This is a genomic window from Pedobacter sp., from assembly GCF_041645105.1.
Lineage (GTDB): Bacteria > Bacteroidota > Bacteroidia > Sphingobacteriales > Sphingobacteriaceae > Pedobacter.
In genome coordinates this window covers 65,076-88,102 of sequence record NZ_JBAZQQ010000007.1, presented here as the reverse complement: position 1 = coordinate 88,102, position 23,027 = coordinate 65,076, and the positions used below count along the sequence as shown (strand labels likewise).

20 protein-coding genes are annotated in these 23,027 nt (G+C 34.5%); 10 read left to right on the top strand and 10 right to left on the bottom strand.

Annotated elements, in window-relative coordinates; genetic code table 11:
- Nucleotides 1–27: 27 nt before the first annotated feature.
- The 5 genes from WC623_RS20110 to WC623_RS20090 form a co-directional block, all read right to left on the bottom strand.
- Nucleotides 28–2,202, bottom strand: coding sequence for an exopolysaccharide transport family protein (locus tag WC623_RS20110; protein WP_372854457.1), 2,175 nt, complete (start codon nt 2,200–2,202; stop codon nt 28–30).
- A 24-nt stretch (nt 2,203–2,226) separates the two neighbouring features.
- Entirely contained in the window at nt 2,227–2,907 is a 681-nt protein-coding gene (locus WC623_RS20105) for a TolC family protein (RefSeq protein ID WP_372854456.1), read from the bottom strand.
- Nucleotides 2,908–2,982: 75 nt separating this feature from the next.
- Nucleotides 2,983–4,065 carry a sugar transferase gene (locus tag WC623_RS20100; RefSeq protein WP_372854454.1) on the bottom strand — a complete coding sequence of 361 codons (1,083 nt, stop codon included), beginning with the start codon at nt 4,063–4,065 and terminating at the stop codon, nt 2,983–2,985.
- The gene (locus WC623_RS20095; RefSeq protein WP_372854452.1) at nt 4,065–4,448 is read right to left on the bottom strand and encodes a PleD family two-component system response regulator; all 384 of its coding nucleotides are present in this window, start codon (nt 4,446–4,448) and stop codon (nt 4,065–4,067) included. The genes WC623_RS20100 and WC623_RS20095 overlap by 1 nt, the downstream gene beginning before the upstream one ends.
- Nucleotides 4,449–4,674: 226 nt before the next feature.
- Nucleotides 4,675–4,968: a hypothetical protein gene (locus WC623_RS20090; protein WP_372854450.1), complete on the bottom strand. Its 294-nt coding sequence runs from the start codon at nt 4,966–4,968 to the stop codon at nt 4,675–4,677.
- 474 nt (nt 4,969–5,442) lie between these two features.
- Here WC623_RS20090 and WC623_RS20085 point away from each other — a divergent pair, with 474 nt between their 5' ends.
- On the top strand, nt 5,443–8,985 hold the full coding sequence (locus WC623_RS20085; protein WP_372854448.1) for a response regulator: 3,543 nt from the start codon (nt 5,443–5,445) through the stop codon (nt 8,983–8,985).
- Between the two features lie 7 nt (nt 8,986–8,992).
- Here the strand turns inward: WC623_RS20085 and WC623_RS20080 are convergent, their stop codons facing one another.
- Nucleotides 8,993–9,463 carry a YMGG-like glycine zipper-containing protein gene (locus WC623_RS20080; protein WP_372854446.1) on the bottom strand — a complete coding sequence of 157 codons (471 nt, stop codon included), beginning with the start codon at nt 9,461–9,463 and terminating at the stop codon, nt 8,993–8,995.
- 188 nt (nt 9,464–9,651) lie between these two features.
- Between WC623_RS20080 and WC623_RS20075 the strand changes: the two genes are divergently transcribed.
- The 9 genes from WC623_RS20075 to WC623_RS20035 all read left to right on the top strand — a co-directional run bounded on the left by WC623_RS20075 (nt 9,652) and on the right by WC623_RS20035 (nt 18,293).
- On the top strand, nt 9,652–10,491 hold the full coding sequence (locus tag WC623_RS20075) for an NAD(P)H-binding protein (RefSeq protein ID WP_372854444.1): 840 nt from the start codon (nt 9,652–9,654) through the stop codon (nt 10,489–10,491).
- Nucleotides 10,492–10,524: 33 nt separating this feature from the next.
- Complete coding sequence (locus tag WC623_RS20070; protein WP_372854442.1) at nt 10,525–11,910, top strand: MBL fold metallo-hydrolase; 1,386 nt, start codon at nt 10,525–10,527, stop codon at nt 11,908–11,910.
- A 217-nt stretch (nt 11,911–12,127) separates the two neighbouring features.
- The gene (locus WC623_RS20065) at nt 12,128–13,447 is read left to right on the top strand and encodes an OmpA family protein (RefSeq protein ID WP_372854440.1); all 1,320 of its coding nucleotides are present in this window, start codon (nt 12,128–12,130) and stop codon (nt 13,445–13,447) included.
- 145 nt (nt 13,448–13,592) lie between these two features.
- Nucleotides 13,593–14,777 carry a purine nucleoside transporter PunC gene (gene punC, locus WC623_RS20060; protein WP_372854438.1) on the top strand — a complete coding sequence of 395 codons (1,185 nt, stop codon included), beginning with the start codon at nt 13,593–13,595 and terminating at the stop codon, nt 14,775–14,777.
- Between the two features lie 92 nt (nt 14,778–14,869).
- Nucleotides 14,870–16,270, top strand: a complete 1,401-nt coding sequence (locus tag WC623_RS20055) for a PAS domain-containing protein (protein WP_372854435.1) — start codon at nt 14,870–14,872, stop codon at nt 16,268–16,270.
- A 40-nt stretch (nt 16,271–16,310) separates the two neighbouring features.
- Nucleotides 16,311–16,859, top strand: coding sequence for a cyclic nucleotide-binding domain-containing protein (locus WC623_RS20050; protein ID WP_372854433.1), 549 nt, complete (start codon nt 16,311–16,313; stop codon nt 16,857–16,859).
- A gap of 7 nt (nt 16,860–16,866) precedes the next feature.
- Entirely contained in the window at nt 16,867–17,424 is a 558-nt protein-coding gene (locus WC623_RS20045) for a YeeE/YedE family protein (RefSeq protein ID WP_372854431.1), read from the top strand.
- A gap of 2 nt (nt 17,425–17,426) precedes the next feature.
- Entirely contained in the window at nt 17,427–17,840 is a 414-nt protein-coding gene (locus tag WC623_RS20040) for a DUF6691 family protein (RefSeq protein ID WP_372854429.1), read from the top strand.
- 39 nt (nt 17,841–17,879) lie between these two features.
- Nucleotides 17,880–18,293: a rhodanese-like domain-containing protein gene (locus tag WC623_RS20035; RefSeq protein ID WP_372854427.1), complete on the top strand. Its 414-nt coding sequence runs from the start codon at nt 17,880–17,882 to the stop codon at nt 18,291–18,293.
- A 16-nt stretch (nt 18,294–18,309) separates the two neighbouring features.
- Here the strand turns inward: WC623_RS20035 and WC623_RS20030 are convergent, their stop codons facing one another.
- The 4 genes from WC623_RS20030 to WC623_RS20015 all read right to left on the bottom strand — a co-directional run bounded on the left by WC623_RS20030 (nt 18,310) and on the right by WC623_RS20015 (nt 23,020).
- On the bottom strand, nt 18,310–18,774 hold the full coding sequence (locus tag WC623_RS20030) for a hypothetical protein (protein WP_372854425.1): 465 nt from the start codon (nt 18,772–18,774) through the stop codon (nt 18,310–18,312).
- 98 nt (nt 18,775–18,872) lie between these two features.
- A complete protein-coding gene (locus WC623_RS20025; RefSeq protein WP_372854423.1) occupies nt 18,873–20,057 on the bottom strand; it encodes a glycoside hydrolase family 88 protein in 1,185 nt (394 codons plus the stop codon).
- A 21-nt stretch (nt 20,058–20,078) separates the two neighbouring features.
- A complete protein-coding gene (locus tag WC623_RS20020; RefSeq protein ID WP_372854421.1) occupies nt 20,079–22,097 on the bottom strand; it encodes a polysaccharide lyase family 8 super-sandwich domain-containing protein in 2,019 nt (672 codons plus the stop codon).
- Complete coding sequence (locus WC623_RS20015; RefSeq protein WP_372854419.1) at nt 22,097–23,020, bottom strand: DUF5017 domain-containing protein; 924 nt, start codon at nt 23,018–23,020, stop codon at nt 22,097–22,099. Before WC623_RS20015 ends, WC623_RS20020 begins: the two co-directional genes overlap by 1 nt.
- Between the last annotated feature and the right edge of the window lie 7 nt (nt 23,021–23,027).

The window sequence follows — 23,027 nt, the reverse complement described above, 5'->3', positions numbered from 1 at the left end:
CCTGAAATCGAAATAAAATTTAATTTTCTAATTTACCTCTTTATTCAAAGTGCTGAATTTCGGATTTTTGATTTCCATTTTATTCAATACCCATCCCAAAAATCCCGGTAAATTTTTAATATACTCAGTAAGTTCTTTGTCGGCATCATTTATAGTAGATCCATACTCAAAAATTGCGATATTTTTTTCAGTAAACAATAACCATTCTTTAGCAATATTGAGATCGTGTAAACTGTTCACATCTACAATAATCATATCAAACTCATCTCTGAGTACTTCAAAGCCGGCTTTCAAACTCTTAACACTCTGAATTTCAAGCAATGAAGTTCTAGCAGAACTTTTATTCATAATGGTGATGAGATCTTCCGTATGAAATTCCTTTTTCATTAAAAAAGTTTGAAAATTCTGTCTTGTTGTCAATGCTTTCTCGTTATCAGACTTCACAAATGGCGCTTCATCAGCAATAAGTAAAATCTTCTTGCCTGTCATTGCAAAAGCGTAAGCCAAACTATGTGCTATAAATGTTTTCCCCTCATTAGCATTCAGACTGGTGACCCCTAGAATTTTACTATTATCAGCATCCATCTTAGAGCTAATCTCAAATCGGATAGCACGTAACATTTCACGATACATTTCATAATTTGGATTTTCTGTTTTATCATTCCAGATATCTCTTACACTTCTCTCATTCCCTAAAATTTTATTCAGAACTCCAATAGATTTTGAATTTGTAGCATGAGCAAGCTGAAGAGTTGTCTTAATGGTACGATCTAGCATAAATACAACGAATACATAACCTAGGCATAAGAAGAAACTTCCAAAACCTGAACCAGCCAAATAAAGAATTTTCTTTGATGGCTCCGGATTCCCAGGCAACCCAACTTGTTCTATATTTAAACGAAGTCCCATATTCTTCTCGGTTCTAGTCTGATTATAACGTTCAAGTGCAGCCATATAATCTTTAGTAGCTAGATCTGCGTCACGCTCATAATTATGTATGTCAGCATCATAAGGAACCATACTAGCATACTTTCCTCTCAGACTTCTTAATTCCCCATCCATTGATTTAACAACACTTTTTGCTTGTTGAACACCAACTTCCAGGTTAATTTTCTGTTGCACTAAACCTTGTTTTGAGGCCCTTGGATCCATTACATTCTCATCAGCATTTTTGCTGCTTCGAGCCTGTATCATCTGAGATAATGAATCAATCTTCTTCTGATCAGAAAGCTTAAACCCACCATCAATGTAAGCTGCATTTGCAGCCTCTAACTTTCTTTTAAGATTTATGATCTCCAGGTTGTCTGCCCTACTACTACCACTAATATATGAATCACTTCCTCCTAACTTGCTCTCTATAGCTGTAATAGCAGCCATATTAGATTGAATAGTCTTTAAAGCATCAGCTCTCTGCGCTTCGTATTGTGTAATTTGGGCATAAACAGTTGCAGATTGTTCATTAAGATTTAATACACCTTTACTCCTTTTAAAGGAAGAAAGTGCATTATTTTTAGAATTCATTGCAGCTTCCTTGTTTTTCATCAAAGAGTCCAGTAAAACAATACTATTGTTTTGATTGATGTTCACATCATGGCTATAAATATTAATAAACTCAGTAGCTAATGTATTTACTACATAAGCAGAAAGGTCAGGGTTTTCTGAAACAAACTCAATATTTATAAAGTCGCTATTATCCTGGTGAGTGATTTCAAGTTTTTTCCTCAATCCTTCCTCATCATAGCCCATTGAACCAACAATATCGTATAATTTATACTTCCCTTTGTTGTCACTAAGTGCAAGGATAGATTTATTTGCTAATTTCTGTCTAAAGTTATTGATTACTTCTGCTTTATCCTGTTGCGAAAGCGAATCGATCTTTTCACTATACTTTCTAAAACTTTCCCTTGGGTTTTCTAAGTCGTGCAAAATCAAATTATATGAAAGAAGATTGATTACTTTTTTCATTTTCATTTTCTCCATGATGCCATTAAACTGTTGGCTTACACTAAAGAAATCAACATTTTGTTCAGAAATTACCTTTTTAGACGGGTCAAGTAATCCCGTTGAAATCTGCACATCAGAAGCATATTCTTTTGGCAAATTTTGAACTAGAAAATAAGTGATACAAACTACAACAATCGGGATGATAATCAGTAACCATTTATATCTAAGTAATGTATTTAGGAATGATTTTATGTCCATTTATTAATATCAATTACGCCACAATTATTTAACTTCGGCAAGTTTTTCTCCTATAATTTCCTCAAGAGCATCTTTTGCCTTAAGGTATTCAACTTCAACCTGAATCTTAGCCGCACTTGAAGCAGATACAGCAATACGAGATTGATTATAAGCATCTATAGTTATTTCTCCTCTTTCAAATCTAGTCCTTAAATTTTCAGCAACCCCCTTATTATCTTGTGCCGTTTGGGTATTAATTTTCAATTGGCTTATCTGCAGGATATAATCATAATACCTTGTCTTAACTTCTCTTTCCAATTGTAACTCATACTCTTCAGCTTCATACTGTGCTATTTTATATTCAGCTTTCGCCTTTTTCACTTGAAAAGGCTTTTGAAGATAGTTCCCAAGGTTAAAATTAATACTAAACTGGAAACCGTTTACATTATAAGGATTAATTGGATCTAGTACCGATTTATCTTCAGGTCTATAAAAATAATTTGCATTAAATAGATCAAGATAAGAAACCTGTGCCATTGGAATAGCGGCCTTTGCTCCATCCTTTTGAGCATCAAACATCTTTCTTCTCGGAAAATTCTTCTTTGCAAGATCAATATACTTTTGTAGATCCGCATAGTTTATTTCTGAAATAATAGATTGCTGTCCCATTGCATCTATACTTAGAAACATTAGTGATGCAAGAACCATATTTAATAATTTTTTCATGTCTTATTTGTTTTTGTAGGTTAATTTTTCAATTCGATGTAATTTAAAATAGTATTTAAACGTATTAAAAGCGTTCTAAACGCTTTCTTTTTGTATTAATGCTGGTATTGTTTTTAAAATAATTTTCATATCCAATAAAATAGAATAATTAGCTGCATAATAATTGTCAAGTTCTTTTCTTTCAGTTTCCGACATATCTGCTTTCCCTCTTTTACTTATCTGCCATAAACCGGTCAAACCAGCTGGTCCCAGAAATCTAGTCGACCATTCATTGGTAGTCAACTGCTCTGCCTCGTATAAGGGTAATGGTCTGTTACCAACTAAAGACATATCTCCAATAAAAACATTAATCAATTGCGGTAATTCATCGATACTTGTTCTCCTTAAAAAGGCACCGAGTTTAGTAATTCTGGGATCATTTTTAAATTTAACAAATGCAGCTTTACCATTCTTATTATTTGACTCATTGGAATATTGATTCAGGTCAGCGATAGATGCAATCATCTGATCAGCTCCACTTTTCATCGATCTGAACTTAAAGAAATCAAAAATCTTATACCCTGCACCAACCCTTTTACTCTTATAAATAACAGCACCTTTAGATTCTAGTCTAATTAAAATTGCTACTATAATGAATAACGGACTTAAGCAAAGTAAAGCACAACCTGATGCAATAACATCAAACATCCTCTTTGTTAAAGGTGTTTGATACTCCACATCCATACGTTTGGAAAGTTCGAGCAACTTGGGTTTAATCAATTTAAACTTGATTAGAAAATTAAGCCTTTCATAAAAGTCATCAATTGGAAAAGGGTAAGTGTAATAATCATTCACTTTCAGTTTAAGAGCTCTAGTTCTCCACTCCCTATCCTCCTTAACACCTAACAAAACAATAATCAACCCATGAAGTAAAGGATTATTTTTGATATAACTTACCTGCTCAAAACAATCCTTATTGTCATCTACTTCTATCAGGATAATATCTGGCAGACTTAATAAAGACCTATTATCCAGATAGTTTTTAAAATCATCAGGATTTTCGAAATGTTCTATATTAAAACTATTACCATAATCTTCAAATACTGCACTTTTCAGCAATTTGCCGAAATATACAATTTTTGCATTTACATCGGGCCGATTAATAGTAGTTGTAATCATTATGCAAGAAGTTCTGTAATATGAGATTTCAAAGTATTAGGGTTGAATGGCTTCTCTATAAAACGATCTATTTTAAAAGGCATCTCTTTCACTTTCTCTTCCAAATCCTCTGCACCAGATAACAATATAACAGGCGTATTTCTGTAAAAACCACTTATTTTAAGATTTCTAATCATAGAGCTACCGTCAAAATAAGGCATCATTAAATCGGAAATGATCAAATCTGGATCATTCCCTTCCTCAAGCCAGGCTATAGCTTCAATACCACTAGTCTTAATAATCAATGTATATTCAGCGGATAAAATAAAATTCAACAACTTAAGTATACTAGGCTCATCATCAACAATTAATATTTCTTTTTTTCTACCTTCCTTACTCTCCATGGTATTAAGCGTTTAAAATAGTGTTCCAGATAGATTTAATTCAAACTTAAACAAATAATTTCTCAACTACTTCTTTATTAAAAGAATTTTTATTCACCTTACTATCAATCAAAGTTAATTCTCCATTCTTTCCGAATGGATTTAAAAAAGTTTATCCGCATTTTTTACATAATATTCCCCTTACAACTACATAAATGCATTTGTCAAAAAATATAAATTTAAAAAATTACTTAGTTTTAATCCTGAAAGACCCTTCCCTTACTTCCCCCTGTAAACAGGAACTTAGCTCATTAGATACTACCCGGCCATAAGAATCAATTATCATCAGTCTAATACCTTGATTTTCCAGCGATTTAAGCTGCGTTTTCAAGTTAAAATCTGTCACATAAAAAAAAGGAATATCTTTACTCCCATCTTTTACAGACACATTAAAATCTTTGTTTTGAACTGAATAACTAATCTGGCAATCATTGCATTCGACACGTAAAACTCCTTTATTATTAAGGACAACATTCGACATATCATTTGTTAATGATTCCTTTTTGCAACTGCAAAAGGACAAAATGAGAAGAATCAATAGGGTTGAGATTTTCATTTTTATTACTTTTTCATCGAACTAATTGAAAAAATCAGGCCACTACACCTTTTTTAGTTATCAATATTCAACATTCTTATTAAATCGTTGTAAAAGAAGCATATTACGGCCTAAAATACTAACTATCAATGCTAGTTTAACAATCAAAATATCAAAAACAACATACCCACTTTTCTAAAAATTCCCCGTTACGGGGATTTTTATCAACAACACATCACACAAATTCCTGCATAAATAGCTAAATTAAGCCACTGAACCGAGCAATAAAACTTCTAAATACTGGCGTAACGCTATGCAAAAGCCATAATTGATTTTTTATAGCTTTTACTTATGCTCCTAATGTATAATTAACTATTTTTACCTTGTTGTTAAGTAGAGACACTTGACTACCATCTTCTTATGAAATATACGCCGCTTCCCGAAAGTGAAAAAGAACGATTAAAAGTGTTAAACAATTCAAAAACATTTGACGCCATATTCGAAGCACAACTCGAAAGTATTACTGAGCTTGCTTCATCAATCTGTGATACAAATATTTCATTTGTAACTTTAATTGATCAGGATAAAAAATGGTATAGATCAAATAAACTCTTTACTCCCGAGGAAATAGCTATAGAAAATGACCTTTATAAACAAACAATAAAACGTTCTGACTTATTAGAAATATTAAACCTAACTAATATCGAGCAAGCTAAACCAGATCTCGCTCAGCAATACCTCAAAATTAAATATTATGCAGGAATACGCTTAACCGATAATGATGGAGTTATTATTGGAACATTATCTGTTCTTGATACTACGCCCAGAAAAGAACTCTCATCAAAACAAAAAAGAATGATAGAACTTCTGGCTACCGAAATCATTTCATTGGTAGAACAGGACAAAAGTAAAAAAGAGTTAAGTCACTTTTTAAGACTTTATAATTTATCCAGTGAACTGATGTGCGAAATGGATATAAATGGATTCTTCCAAAGGATAAACCCTGCATTTACCAGCTTGTTGGGCTGGACTGAAGAGGATTTACTTAAAAAATCTTTTTACAGCTTTCTTCATCCCTACGATTTACAACCTACCAATGATGAATTCAAGAAATTAAATACAGGTAAAAACACTATAAATTTCAGTAATCGCTTTAAAACCAAAAAAGGCGAATACAAAACACTGCAATGGAATACTACTATTGAGTCTCAAACTCATAAAGTACTTGCTATTAGCAGAGATATAACTAAAGAAAGAAATGTCCAGCAAAAGATCTTAAACAATGAAAATAAATTAAAATCCCAATTGGAAAATAGTCCGGGATTTATGTTTACACACGATCTATCTGGTAATTTCATTTTTCTTAACAGTAATTGCTCACAACGATTAGGTTATACCAAAATTGAAATGCTAGGTATGAAGCTATTTGACTTTGTTCCTAAAGAGCACCGCACCGCTGTTGACTATTACCTCAATGAATTAAAAACTACCGGTAAAGCAGATGGTTTGATGGTCCTTAACCACATAAAAGGTGAGCCTATTGTTTTAGCCTTCGACAGTACAATTGAAAATATCGATGCAAGCAAGCCATACGTGTTGGTAAATTCAATTGATATCACAGAAAGATATAAGCTCACTAAGGAGCTGAAAAAGCAAAATAAAAAACTTGAGCTAGCCAATACAATTGCAAGACTCGGAAACTGGGATTTAGATTTATCTGCTCAAAAGCTCGTATGGTCTGCTGTTGCAAGGGAAATATTTGAAGTTGACAAAGATTTTGAGCCCAATCCAGAAAATGAACTGTTGTTTTACAAATCTGGAAAGAGTAGAGATAGTCGCTTTAATGCATTAAACAATGCAGTATTAAATGGAACTAATTGGGACCTGGAATTACAGCTTACAACTGGAAAGGGCAATAATATATGGATTAGATCAATAGGTATTCCTTACTTTGCTGATGGCAGATGCATCAATATCAGGGGAACAGTTCAGGATATTACCAAAATAAAAAATATGGAGGCCAACCTTATTACTGCAAAAGAAGATGCAGAGCTGGCTAACAAAGCAAAATCAGAATTTCTGGCAAATATGAGCCATGAAATACGTACACCACTTAATGGCATTATTGGCTTTACAGATTTATTATTAAAAACTCACTTAAACGAAACACAACAACAATACCTTTCTATAGTTACCCAATCTGGAAATGCTTTATTAAACACCATTAATGATATTTTAGATTTCTCTAAAATTGAAGCCGGAAAGCTAGAAATGAACCGGTCTAAATTTAATCTTTATGAACTGGCCGAAGAATCGGCTGATGTAATTAAGTATCAGGTACAAAGTAAAGGTTTAGAAATGTTACTTAATATCTCATCCGATTTACCAAAATACATTTGGGCAGATGAGTTGCGCCTCAAACAAATTCTTATTAACTTATTAGGTAACGCTGTAAAATTTACTGAAAAGGGAGAAATAGAACTAAAGGTCGAAGCATTAACAGATCCGCAATTAAGAGAAATCAAATACCGGATTTCCGTTAGAGATACGGGAATTGGTATTAATCCGGATAAGAAACTAAAAATATTTGATGCTTTTTCACAGGAAGATGCATCAACTACTAAAAAATACGGGGGTACTGGTCTTGGACTTACCATCTCCAATAAACTACTGGGTTTAATGAACAGCAGGCTACAGGTAGAGAGTACACTGGGTAAAGGGAGCACTTTTTATTTCGAAATTACACTTCAGTCTGAACCTGGTGAATCTATTGAAGTACAGAATTTAGATTCAATTAAAAAAGTCCTTGTTGTTGACGACAACACCAACAACAGGCTTATTATTAACAAGATGCTTTCTCTTAAAGATATTCAAGCTATTGAAGCTAATAATGGACAAGATGCCCTCAAATTAATCTCAAATGGAGAAAAATATGATGTTATATTGATGGATTATCATATGCCAAACCTTGATGGACTCGAAACCATAAAACGCATCAGGGAAATTCAAAAAGATACAAATAATCAACAGCCTATTATTTTATTACATAGTTCTTCAGACGAATCAATTATAAAAGCATGTGAAGCGCTCAATGTTAAGAACAGACTCTTAAAGCCAATTAAGTTAAAGGACATGTATAACTCCTTGTTTGAGGTTATTTCAAAAAAACCACAAACAACTAGTTCTATACTTCAGGAACCTGAACGTATGGATGATCATATCCAGGTTTTAATTGCAGAAGACAATGCTGTAAACATGTTACTGGCAAAAACAATTGTAAGAAGAATTGCGCCCAATGCAACTATATTTGAAGCCAAAAATGGGCTAGAAGCTTTAGAGCTGTACAAAAACACTAAAATTGACATCATTTTAATGGATATCCAAATGCCAGAAATGAATGGATATGAGGCTACTAAAAAAATTCGCAGTGTTAAAAAACAGAATTTACATACACCTATCATAGCATTAACTGCGGGGAATGTTAAGGGTGAGAAAGAAAAATGCTTTGCTGCTGGAATGGACGATTTCATATCAAAACCAGTAGTTGCACATACAATAGCACTTTCATTAAAAAGGTGGTTAAAAGATCATAAAGAACATCATCAAAGTGATTTAGCATTACAATCATCCGAAGACCCTACTTATCACTTTAATATTGAATTACTTAAGGAGTATGTTGGAGACAATGTTGAGGTATTAACTAAAGTTCTGTCACTGCTTAGAACAGAATTAATGAATTTCTCTAAAGAATTTAAAGAACATACTATAAATAAAGATTTAAACAAAATTCAGGAATTAGGGCATAAAATGTATGACACATCTATTGTTTCTGGTTTAACCGCTCTGTCAAATATAGCAAAGAAAACAGACTCAATCACGACCTATAATGATCATGAAATTAACAGCCTGTTATCTTTAACCCGACAAGAAATAAAAACGATAATAAGTCTGATTGTAAAGTAATTAAACCCTAATTCTTAGGCTGTACCCTACCCGATTTACGGTCTTGATCTCTTCCGATTAAGTAACCTGCACCAGCACCTATAACACCACCAATTGCCGCTCCTCTACCATCTTTTTTATCGACAATTACACCACCCAAAGCACCAGCACCAGCACCTATAACAGCACCTTTAGCAGCCTGGCTCCATCCCTTTTTCTTAGCCGGGGCAGACGTTTCATTATTACTTGCACTTGCAGATCTTGCAGCAGCTTCATTTTTTTCAGATAATAAAAGTATACGTTGCTCTTCTTTAGCTTGAGCTAAACGTTGTTCTTCTTTTTCTTTAGCCACTACTTCTGCTTTTTTAAAGCTATCAAGTTTTAAACTATCTTTTATTGCAGCTATAGTCTGTTGCTTTATAAGCGCCTCTTGCTTAGCATTATTTGAACAAGCTGATAATATTATACCAGATATTAGCACAAAAAAAATCCTTTTCATAACCTTATATTTTTAATCTAACCATAGAATATAACGGTTATGTTACAGAAATAGTGCCAAAGGTTATTTTATTTGTAAATACTCATAATTCGGCCGTCCATTTTGATCTTAAAGTCCATTTGGTTACTTTCATCAAAAAATCGCATCTGATATTAAATAAAAATCAGCCAAAACCAATAATCTATTAAATGAGTAATCCTGTACCGATCAATAAAAAGACAATAAGTATTCTAGGGTGTGGGTGGTTTGGGTTAGAATTGGCAAAAAAACTTGTACAAAAAGGACATATTGTAAAAGGTTCAAGTACAACAATGGAAAAGCTTCCTCTTCTCGCCACTTATCATATAAGACCTTTTTTAGTCGACATTAAGAAAGACACTGCCCATTATGATCCTGATTTTTTTAAAACCGACCTTCTCTTTATTTGTATACCGCCAAAAAGAAACACATCAGAACAATCTGATTTTTATTCCAAAATAGAGCAAATTGTAAATGCTGCAATTAAAAACCAGATTAAGCAAGTTCTGTTCATCAGCTCAACAGCTGTTTATGGAGATACTAATGAAGAAGTAACGGAATTAAGTATTCCACAGCCCGAAACTGCATCTGGAAAAGCCATGCTTCGGACAGAACAATTACTTCATGATCAAAAGGAATTTACAAGCACTATTATCCGTTTTGCCGGTTTAGTTGGCCCTCAACGTCACCCTGGTAGATTCTTCGCAGGAAAAACACATGTTCCGAATGGTAAAGCCCCAATTAACCTCATTCATTTAAATGATTGTGTGGGCTTAAGCATGGCCATCCTTGAAAACGAAAACTTTGGATATACTTTCAATGCCTGTGCTCCTGACCACCCTAGTAAACAAGTTTTCTATACCTTGGCGACTATAAATGCACAACTAAGCCCACCTTTATTTGTTGACGAATTGTTAAGCTGGAAAAAAGTATCTACTGTTCATTCACATCTGTTAAACTACAATTACCTTGTGAGCGACTGGATTAATTGGCTTAAGGATGAAAATTAAAATGGTAGATTACCCTATACAGATAAGTAAAAAATGAGATTGACAATTTTAGGTGCAGCAGAACAAGTAACCGGAAGCATGCACCTGCTACAAATAAATGATTACAATATATTAATTGATTGCGGTCTGGATTATGAAAAAGGGACATTTCAAAATGAAAACCTATATTTTACATTTGACCCTGCCAGTATTGATGTAGTTATATTAACACATGCTCATATAGATCATTCTGGTAATCTACCTACTTTAGTAAGAATGGGCTTTCATGGACAGATACTTTGTACTCCTCCCACTGCAGAACTTACTGAAGTACTACTTTTAGATTCAGTCAATGTATTTTTAAGCAAACAGAATAAACGTTCACGTTCAAAAAGATTTAAATCAGGACCAGATCCTCTTTATCTATATAAACATGTAACTGAAACAGTTGATCGCTTCGTGACCATTAACTTCGATAAGGACTTCCCCCTTAATGAAAATATATTTTTAAGATTTATTCCTGTCGGACATTTATTAGGTGCAGCAGCAGTAATTTTAACAGTAAAAGAAAAAGGCGATACAAAAAAGATAGCTTTCACAGGAGATATTGGAAGAAAAAACTATCCATTGCTTATAGATCCTCAACCACTTCCTCAGGTAGATTACCTGGTATCAGAATCAACCTATGGAGGTAGATTACACAGCACAGGAACAACGCTAGAACAAAAACTAATTGAAACGATTACCGAAGCCTGTATCAAATATCCTGGAAGATTAATCATCCCTGCTTTTAGTATCGGAAGGACGCAGTCTCTGGCTTATACCCTAAACAAGATATTTAGTGAAAAGAAGCTGCCTTTTGTGAAGGTTTTTATTGATAGTCCTCTAGCAGCTGCAGCAACAGAAATCTATCAGAAATACGAAAACTACCTTAATCCGGAAGCTCAGGGGTTTTATAAAAACCAAAAACAACATTTTGATTTTAAAGAGCTTTCCTACGTTAATGATAAGCGGGAAAGCATGTCTGTAAGTAATTATCATGAGCCCTGCATAATCATATCTTCTGCAGGAATGCTTGAAGGAGGTAGAATACAGGACCATCTGTATTACAACATACAAAACTACTATTGCACTATATTATTTATTGGTTATTGTGCAAAAGGAACACTTGGTAATAGACTTTTAAGAGGTGATCCTATTATCAAATTAAGAAATCGTGACCTTATGGTTTATGCTACCATTAAGCAAACAGACCTATTAAGTGGTCATGGTGACCATAAAGACCTAGTAAATACCGTGAAACAACAAGACCCAAATACTTTAAAGAAAGTATTCCTGGTACATGGTGAAATAAATAGTATGAATAATTTATCAGAGTCGCTGAAACAAGAAAACTACCAGGTAATTTTACCGAAAAGGAATGAAAGTTTTGAACTTTAGGTCTCATAATATACCATTTTGTAGTAAATACTATACAGATCTTTTGAAGCTTTAACTAGCCTCAGCTATTTATAAACGGCTACAATAATTAAATTAACAATCTGAATACCAATACTTTAATAATTAATAAATAAGAAAAATAGCTTTGGCAAGGTTATTACAAGTAGATAATTGTTCACAACAAATTAAAAAGAACAAAAATCTAACATTTATAAATATGACGTCTAAAATTACAAAAACGGCTCTAGTGCTATCCCTAGTAGGGTTATCGTCCCAAGTATTTGCTCAAAACCAATCGGCAAGATTTTCAGAACAACCATTCCGTACATGGTCAGTTGGTCTTCACGGTGGAATATTAAGTCAAAACACAATATTCAATGGAAAAGAACGTGATTTTCAATCTGCTAATGAAGGTAAATCTATCGGTTATGGTGCTTACATTAAAAAACAACTGTTACCTGCATTAGGGATTCAAGTTGATTTCCTTAGAGGTAAAATGGAAGGCTTAAGAGCTAATGATGACAATGGCTCATACATTGGTGGTTCTAGCTACGAAACTAAAATTGAATGGTCTGGATCATTAACAGCGGTTTATAACATCGCTAACATCAGCATCAATCATGAAAATGCAGTACTAATTCCTTACGCTAAAGCGGGTGTTGGATATGGTGTTGCTGGTGCAACAACTACTAATGTTCCATTATCTGCTAACGAAGGTTACAAAGAGCGTGTATTTATTCCAGTTGGGGTAGGTTTCAAATTAGGCTTATCTAAAGGAATCAACTTAGACTTCGGTTACGATGTAAATTTTGTGAAATCTGATAAATTTGATGGATTTGAATCAGGTTCAACAAATGACAGATTTTCTTATGGTCACGTAGGTTTAGAATTTGCGTTAGGAAGCAAAGAAAAACCTCAATTACAAAACTACAGCGCTTTAGCTAATCTGCGTAAGCAATCTAAAGAAGAGTCTGATGAGTTAAGAAGAGCATTATCTACTGCAGAGCAAAATGCTGAAAGAGACAGAGCTCAATATGCAAAAGATATGGGTGATGATGATAATGACGGTGTTGCTAATAAATTCGACAAATGTCCAGGTACACCAACTGGTACAGTTGTAGATGGTTCAGGTTGCCCAATCAAAGTTCAACGTGAAATCATTAAAGAAACTAAAGTTGTTGTAACAGAAGCAGATCGTAAAGTTGTTGATGAAGCCATCAAAAACTTAGAGTTTGATTTAGGTAAATCAACAATCCGTGCTACTTCTTATGCTACATTAAACAAAGTTGCTGAATTATTGATCGCTAAAAACTTTAGCTTGAAATTAGCAGGTCACACTGACAACAGTGGTTCAATGGCTTTAAACTTACGTTTATCGAAAGAAAGAGCTGAAGCAATCAAAGCTTATTTGGTATCTCAAGGAGCGAATGCTTCACGTATAGAAGCAACTGGTTACGGTCCAAACCAACCTATAGCATCTAACAAAACTGCTGAAGGTCGTCAGAAAAACCGTAGAGTTGAGTTTACATTGTTTTAATTTGTAAAACAAAGAATAAAAAAAGGCCAGGTAAAACATGTTTTACCTGGCCTTTTTTTATTTAATGCACTTAATAATTAGATACCACTACTCTTCCCTTTAAAAGGTTCATTTATCTTAGATTTGCATTTTTAAACGGAGAGAGATGATGTCAAAAAATAAAAAGAATAGTTTTCTATTTTTTGTCTACCTAACAGGACTAAGCATAATTGGTTTTTTAGCGACAGATATGTATTTACCAGCATTTGATAAAATGCGGATAGATTTAAATGCAAGCAAAAGTAGTATTAGTGCTACAATGAGTTTGTTTTTAGCTGGATATGCAATTGCACAGTTGTTATGGGGGCCCATCTCTGATAAAGCAGGAAAGCCTAAGACTGTACTGATGGGACTAGGTATCTTTACTATTGCTTCACTAGGAATATATTTCACTGAAAATATAAGTATCCTTTTAGCGCTAAGATTAATTCAAGCTATAGGCGTTTGTTCCGCTGCTGTTTGCTGGCAGGCACTAGTAATTGAAAAATATCCTAAAGAAGAAACCAATAAAGTATTTGCGACAATTATGCCTTTGGTAGCCCTATCTCCGGCATTAGCTCCCCTAATAGGTGCTTTCTTGCTCAATTATTTTGGTTGGAGATCTATATTTATTGCACTTGCAATAATTGCATTCCTACTCATACTTTATACCTTAGTTATTAAAGATGACAAAACATCTGGCAATAATTCTGCAGAATCTTCTGAGACCTCAGCTGATAAATCTTACTTTTTGCTTTTGAAATCTCACAAATACTTGGGTAATGTATTGATATACGCTCTATGCTCAGCCACTTTCTTTGCCTGGCTTACGGGCTCTCCATTCTTTTTAAAAGAACTTGGATATAATGAGAGTGAAATTGGCTTTAGCTTCTTCCCGCAAACAGTAGCTTTTTTAGTTGGTGGTTATGGATATAGGAGTATATCAACTAAAATTGAGGGAAAAAAGTTGATTCCAGGATTACTGATACTCAATGCCTCCTGTTGCATTGCCCTGTATCTAATCACTATTTCAATGACACCCACTTTAACTATCTTGCTCATTCCATTTTGCTTAATGGCTTTTTCCAATGGTGCTTGCTATCCAATTGTAGTGGCAGAAGCATTGAAATCTTTTCCAGGTAATTTAGGTAAGGCTGCTGCATTACAAAACACGATTCAGTTAGGAATTTGCTTTTTAGCGAGTGCTGCTGTCTCTATATTTTCGAAAAATGCATTATTAAGTACCACTATTGTAATGTGCTGTACTATTCCCTTTACTTTTATTGCCTATAAACTTAGTTTAAGGGGGTAATCAGAGAACTGTAGATTTTTATTTCCGGCCAAATTATTGTATTATTATACTTTAAATCAAGATTGAACAAATCTGTTTAAAATAATATCACTATGCCTACAATTGATGATATAGCATATATTTACAATTCTCTGCCTAGTGCCAGTATCATATTAAAGGCTAATGCTCCTCATTTTTCTATTGTTACGGCTAACACAGCTTTTTTAAACGCAACACATGCTGATCTAGCTTTGATTAAGGATAAGGACTTTTTCGATAAATTTCCAGAAACCATTAACGACAATAATCTTGACAGCATGCTAATGGCCTTTGAACAAGTATTGTTGCATAAACATGCTCATCAGGTTAAAAATTACAAATACACGCATAAGATTTCTGTCCATGAGCAATCTGTCCCGGCATTTTGGAAAATCGAGGTATACCCCCTACTAGATTTAAAAGGAGAAATAGAATACATAGTACAAAGCTGGGAAGATGTTACAGAAAGTAAACAAGCACAGGACTCGTTAAAGTTGAGCAATGAACTATACGACTATGTAAACAAGGCCACTAACGACGCAATTTATGACTGGGATATTGTACATGATCATTTAGAATGGGGTGAAGCATTTTCCAGAGTTTTTGGTTACCGTCATAATGGCAAATTCACAATTAACAATTGGTCGGAAATCTTGCATCCAAATGATCTGGAATATACCAATAAAAGCTTATCAAACCTTTTAAAAGATAAGACTAGAATAAATTGGGCCATCGAGTATCGACTTAGAAAGGCCAATGGTGAATATGCCTTTGTACAGGAGAATGGATACGTAATAAGGGATAGTGATGGTAATGCCATTAGAATGATAGGCGTTTTGCAGGATATTACCCAAAGAATGGAGCACGAGCTTAAGATTCAAGAGCATTTGGAACGATATAATGCTGTTTCTAAAGCTACTAGTGACACCATTTGGGATTATAACTTGCTGACCAACGAAATTGTATGGAACAATGACGGAAAGGATATTTTCGGTCACAGACGGGCTAATGATACCTACGATTGGTGGAAAGAGCATGTTCATCCGGATGACTTACCTAAAATTTTAACTCTTTTTGACACTTGTATTTCCCAACAACGGCCCAGATGGATGGGTGAATACCGATTCAGATGTCCTGACGGATCTTATAAGGCTGTGTTAGACAGAGGTTTTTTATTTTTTGATACTGAGGGTAAGGTCATTAGAATGATTGGAGCCATGCAGGATATTACAGAAAGGGTAAATTATATCCACACCATTGAACAACGAAATTTAAAGCTTAGTGATATCGCCTGGGCACAGGCTCACCTTGTTAGGGCGCCTTTAGCACGCATTATTGGTATCGTACAGTTGCTAAAATATGATGATGAAAAGATTACAGATCACGATGAACGGAAACTATTGTCTTATTTGGACATTTCGGCGAAGGAATTAGACGAAATTGTAACCGGTATCATTGATAAGAGCATTATTTAATTGAATACCAGATTGCCTTCAAATCAGACCATCACTAAAAATGAATACAGATAATAATTTACAAACATATATTGATAAACTTTTCCCTCAATTTGAGCCAGCTTTAAAACAAATTTTGATCGAGAATGGCTCGATTAAATCTTTTGAAGATGGAGAGATGCTCATGCAGACCGGTCAAAATATGCGCTCCACAATGTTGATTGTTGAAGGTGTAGTAAAATTGTACCGTGAAGGTGAAGATGGGAATGAATTCTTCATGTATTACCTGCAACCAGGTGATGCTTGCGCCTTGTCTATGATTTGTGCTGCCAAGCAGGAAACCAGCCAGGTAATGGCAAAAGCTGTAGATTCTGCCAAAGGCTTGTTGATTCCTATTTCCTTAATGGATACTTTGATGAAAATAGACAAACATAAAAGCTATTTTGTGCACTGTGCCGGAGGTTACCGGTCTATGATCTTCAATTCTATACTTCGTGCTCGTGGATTTGACAACCTTATTGATATCCAGGGAGGCTTTAAGGCTATCCAGGAATCAGGAATACTAGAAACATCCAGTTATATTTGTCCATCTAAAATGACTAAAAATTAGAAATCACATGTTAGAATTACTCAAACAACCATGGCCATGGTATACTTCAGGATTTGCTATTGCCTTAATTATGATCTTACTACTTGTCTTTGGAAAATCATTTGGTTTCTCTTCAAACCTGAGAACATTATGTACAATTGTCGGGGCAGGAAAGAAATATAGTTTTTTTGATTTTGACTGGAAAACGCAAAAATGGAATCTTCTATTTCTGGTTGGTGCTATTATTGGCGGAGTGGTATCAGCAACCTTGTTAAAAAGCGATACCCCATTGGCATTATCACAAGCTACTATTAACGACCTTGCAAAGATCAATATAAAGTTTGACGGTCAACTTAACCCTTCACAGCTTTTTGGACCAGATTTCATTAGCTCTCCGAAAGGTATTATTGTCCTTTTATTCGGCGGTCTATTAGTTGGTTTTGGTTCTCGCTATGCTGGTGGATGTACCTCAGGGCATGCCATTAGCGGACTTTCGAATTTACAATTACCATCACTAATTGCTGTTATCGGTTTCTTCATCGGCGGTTTATTAATGACTCATCTTTTTTTACCTATTATTCTTTAATTATGAAAGGACTTAAATTTATACTTGCAGGAATACTTTTTGGTGTTATTATGGCAAAATCGGAAGCCATTTCATGGTATAGGATTCAAGAAATGTTCCGCTTCCAATCGTTCCATATGTATGGTATTATTGGTACAGCTGTAGTACTGGGTACGCTTTCCGTTTTCCTGATCAAGAGGTTTATGATAAAGGATATTGAAGGGAATCCGATCACTTTTATTGATAAAGATAAAAGCTGGAAAAAATACATTATTGGCGGATCAATTTTTGGGCTGGGCTGGGCACTCACAGGCGCTTGTCCTGGACCTATGTTTGTAAATATTGGTTACGGATACTGGTCTATGATTATTGTTGTATTAGGTGCTTTAGCCGGAACATATCTATACGGTGTAATTAAACATAAACTTCCACACTAAAAGTTTGTCACTCCCTTTTAAATTACTTTCATTTGCATTATGAAATATCTTTTAATTTTAATTGCTTATATCAGTTTCAACTTTTTAAGTGCGGCCACTGGCCATATGCAAAATCAAGCTAAAGCACAAAGTGCAACTAGTTTTAAAGCTAAAATGGATAGTGTAAAAAACAAAACTATTCTTGATGTACGTATGCCAAGGGAATATAGTGTTGGTCATATTAAGGGTGCAATAAACTATAATGTATATGAGAAGGACTTTAAAGAGAAAGTTTCGACATTAGACAAAAAACGCCCTGTTTTTGTGTATTGCAAAGCCGGAGGCAGAAGTACTATGGCTGTAAAGCAACTTAAGGAACTAGGCTTTACTGATATTCATGAATTACAGGGAGGAATGCTGGCTTGGGAAGCGGAAAAACTGGAAGTTGTAAGGGAAAAAGCTGTTAAAGAATAAATATTGCTAAAGAGGATTAAAATCCCCGAATATTTGGTCTGCTCGTCAATGGCGAAAATGACCATGGAATAGATGTCAGTATCATCAGAAGTGCAATGGTAAACCACATTGCCATAATTCTATACTTCTGATAATCATTTTGGGCCTTGTCTATCTTATCAGCCCCTATTGTAATTATCCCAACAGCTAGAACCATCATAGTAATGTGTTCCATACCAAAAAATCTAATCTCTCTGAGGTGAATCGCTGTACTGAAATTACTTAAAAAATATCTCACAATTGGACTCAGTATATACAAAACAATACCAATACAGAATTGAATCTGCACAATTTTCACAGTCAGGATTTTGATGGTATTGTCGAAAGAAGAGAAAGCATACTTTTTAATTCTACCTTGATAGGCTCTGAAAACTGCTACAAACAAAATTATCAATACCAGCCATCGGAAAAGAGAATGTAAAGGGAGTAATATTGCGTACATTTTTGATAAGTTGTAATGAGCAAAAGTAGTAATAAACTAAGAACAATCTCACTAACTTAACGACATTATGGGGGAGTAAATCTCCCCCTGTTTATTTATTAGAGATACCATTTTTTGTACCTACCCAAAGCTTCCAAATAATAATAATCAGCATATATAAGAGGAACATCAATCTCGCTATTCAAAGGATAAGCTCCAGTACTATGCATCAATAAAAAACCACCATTCTGACCAGCTTTAGCTCTGTAAGTATCACTTGATAATGACTTTATTATAATTTCAGCTACATTTACATACTCCTTTTTCTTATCATCACCACTGTATTGGGCCAATTCCAACAAAGCCGAAGCAATAATTGCACCTGCTGAAGCATCCCGTTTTGCATAAGGAATTCCCTGGGCATCGAAATCCCAAAACGGAATCTTATCAGCTGGTAAATTTGGGTGTGTTAATATGAACTTTGCGATCCCTTGAGCTTGTTTTAAATAAGCTTTATCTTTTGTAAAACGGTACATCATCGCATACCCATAAAGTGCCCATGCCTGTCCGCGTGACCATGAAGAGCAGTCAGCTGCCCCCTGCCAGGTTGCTTTCCTTAAAACATTTCCATTCTCAGGATTATAATCAACAACATGATAAGAACTAAAATCCGGTCTAAAATGATTTTTTAAAGTAGTGTTGGCATGTATAATCGAAATATCTGCATATTTTTTATCGGCTCCATTTCTACTTGACCAATACAATAATTCTAAATTCATCATATTATCAATAATTACAGGAAATTTCCAGTATTTATTTGCGTTCCAGGATTGGATAGATTGAACCTTAGGATTGTAACGCGTTGTAAGAGATTCTGCTGAACGAAAGATAATATCCTTATAAGCTTCATTTCCTGTAATTCTATAAGCATTCCCGAAACTACAGTACATCATAAAACCCAAATCATGATTACCAGTATAAGTCTGATTTGGTGCTATAGTTTTCAATGCCTCTTCAGCCTCCTTTTTTATAGTTTCATCTTTTGTTTGTTCGTAGATATACCAAAGGCTACCTGAATAAAAACCACTACACCACCATTTAATATCCTTGTTAATGGATTGACCATTAGCATAACTTTGAGGCGTTTGTCCATCCGGTATGTTTTTACTTAAAATTTTATATTGATCTGCAGCAAATTTAAACTCATCGTCAATAAGTTTGACCATTGAACTGCGATCCCTAGTCTGTGCAAAACAGATTGAGCACAAAAGCATCGAAACTAAAATAAAGTTAATTTTCTTCATGTTATTTTAAGGTTATTATTTTTATTTAATTGTAAAACTTGCTGTTGAACCGGCATAAGCTCCACTTGGCATTGTACAAGTTATTTTCTTTTCTCCAGAAAACATAAGTTCTACCTGTATATCAACATCTTGCTGACCAGGATCGGATACATAGAGAGTTGGTGTTTCGGAACCTAATTGTTTAATATAAATAACACAGGCTTTATCGACTTTAATGGTCATATCATTGTTCTTTAGCATTCCAGGCTTATAAAACACCGCCATCAACATGTGTAATCCTGTATGCTCAACAGCTTGTAGGGATTCCGTATTTTCCAAAATCTTTATTGTATTCCGATTATATTTTGAAATTCCATTTTTTCCAATACCTGGGAGGACAACATATTCATAACTTCCATTTTCAGGCTTGGTCCCATGATCTATCCATAATTTGAAAACTCTTTCTTGTAATTCCTGTTTACTTCCAAAATGATTGATCCTATACCAGTTCCCTTTTTGTACGTCGTTACTGATTTTAAGATTTCCTCCTTTAGGTAAAACATATCCAATGCTATCTTGTATTAACCATATTTCATTGCTACTTGCCGATTTCTCAACTTTTTCTCCCTTAAAGGAGGAAGTAAGAGTACCTTTAGACCAAGATTGATTGAGGCTTGTGGTAATATGCTCATTTGCCTTACTTTTTATTCCTGCCCCCAGACATACTATCTCCTGATCAAAAAAGAACCATGATTTTTTAGCCTCAACACTATCATAATTTAAGCTGTAAGTCGAGAGACCATAAAGCCCATCACTAACGCCACCAACAAAGCCTGTGGTACCTGGAATACCCCACTCCTTTTCAATAGTTGATCCACCGTCATCAAGATAATCCCTACTAGTGGTCCCCGGAATTTTATCCCATTCCCAAATAGGCATTATGTTGAAGTACTCTGACCCATTACGCTGAATATTAGTAGCTCCATCTGCTAAAAACTTGCCCAAAATATTCTCATTATTCCCTCTTTCAGTCCTCAATGTTCTCTTTGAAGCAGTCTGTATGCTAAAAGTATATGCTGGGCGAATATGTAAAGTATACCCACTTTTCCAATAATGACGATGAAAGGGCTCAGATCCACTATTTATATCTTCATGATCAATAAGCTTCATTTTCATCATCATCCCGGAAAAATCTCCCTTCAGTGAATCCTTACGACTTAAACCTCTTCCTCTTACATTAAAATCATAAAATCCATTTCTCATTGTCCTGCTAAATGTATTTTTAATAAAACCTACAAGAACTTTCATTTTTTCTTGAGACAATGCATAAGAGGTGTTGTGCAAATAATAAGCAGCATTGACAGAATTTTCAGCGAATACACGTCCATAGCTAGCTATCGATTGCTGCTTCCCATGCTGATAGTAACTTCCATCTACCTGAACACCACCTTTATCATCCATTATTGCAATTGGTTCAAACAGAAAATTAGCTGCAGAATCCAGGGTTATTTTATTTTCAGTTAAACAAGCCCGATACAAATAATGTAATGCCACATCAGAAGTATTAGCACCATCTCCCGGCTTTAGCTTTCTTTTCATCCTCATTATCAATGCATTTTTAAGATCAGCAGACAAAGGCCTCTTAGCAGATTGCATTAAAATAAGCGTCTGGCCAATAACCTGTGGATAATAAATATCATTGTACCACCAGTTTTTATTTACAGGGTTTCTATCTAACCAATTTTGCAATGATTTAGTTATTGAGACATAAATTTTAGGATCGTTATATAATTGATTTGAAGGACGAATGAATGCCATTGCCATTTCTTTAATTCTTCTTAAAGGATCATACTGAACATCTGTATAATTAATGTCACCCCAACTCCCGTCAGATTTAAAATTCAACAAGCTTTTGTTAACTCTATCCGTTAAAACTTTATCATTAATCTCATTTTGAAGATCTAAATAAATACGATTCATTATCATCCCATATGGCTCATTTTGTGCGAATAAATCATCTATTGAAGCAATGAATATAAATAGAAATAGAATGACCTTCATTAAGGGATTATTTTAATCTTAAATTCTTTAATACTAGATTCAGCACCATCAGGTGTTGTGTTATAAGAAAAAAACGTAGCTTTATATTCTCCTGTAGCGGCATATTTATAACTGTATACAGTTGTCGCCGCAGCTGAAATATTCTTAACAATAGCAGTAGGAACATCAGGAGTAACCCTTCCCGCGTATATTGGTTTACTTACAACCCAACTCGTATTACTCGCCTGTGTTGCTGGTCCTCCAATTATTGTTAATCCAGTAGTCGTTGCAACCCACCTAGCACTAGCAGGTGTCCAAACGTTACCATAACGCGTCCAAAAAAGGTTATCATTAGCAAGAGAGGCTAAATTATAAGTATAATCGGCCAATACATTGTTAACCAAATAATTGCTAACAACCCATGTTCTCTGAGTTGAGCCAGTTACCCCTGTATACTTAAAAGCAATAAAAAGAGAATCTCTTTCATTACTAATGATATCACTTAAATCTACAATTCCTGAATTTACAGCAGTGGCACTAGTCGCCAATGAAGCGCGATTTGTGATGTCTGTCCAGTTCGCATTCACTACTGATACAGAATCCATCTTCTTTAACTGGTTGGTCGCAAGTACCTGTAGCGTCCCAGTCTGAGTTCCAAATGATGCTGTAGTGGTAAAAGACAATGTCGTCTTTCCCAATTTCACAGATCTATTTCTAAGTTCATACTTATTACCTATAGCTCCCCCCCAGAAAATAATGTTATCTGCATAGCCACTCAAAGCAAATTTACAGGTATCTCCGAGTTTAAAAACAAATGTATCATCTATACTTGATCTGGCATTTTTTAAATCAATTGAAACCGTAGGAGAATTGACTTTAAGCTCCTTCTTACAAGCTACAAAAAACATGCAGGCTGTTAAGATTATATTAAATAGATATTTCATGTCCTTT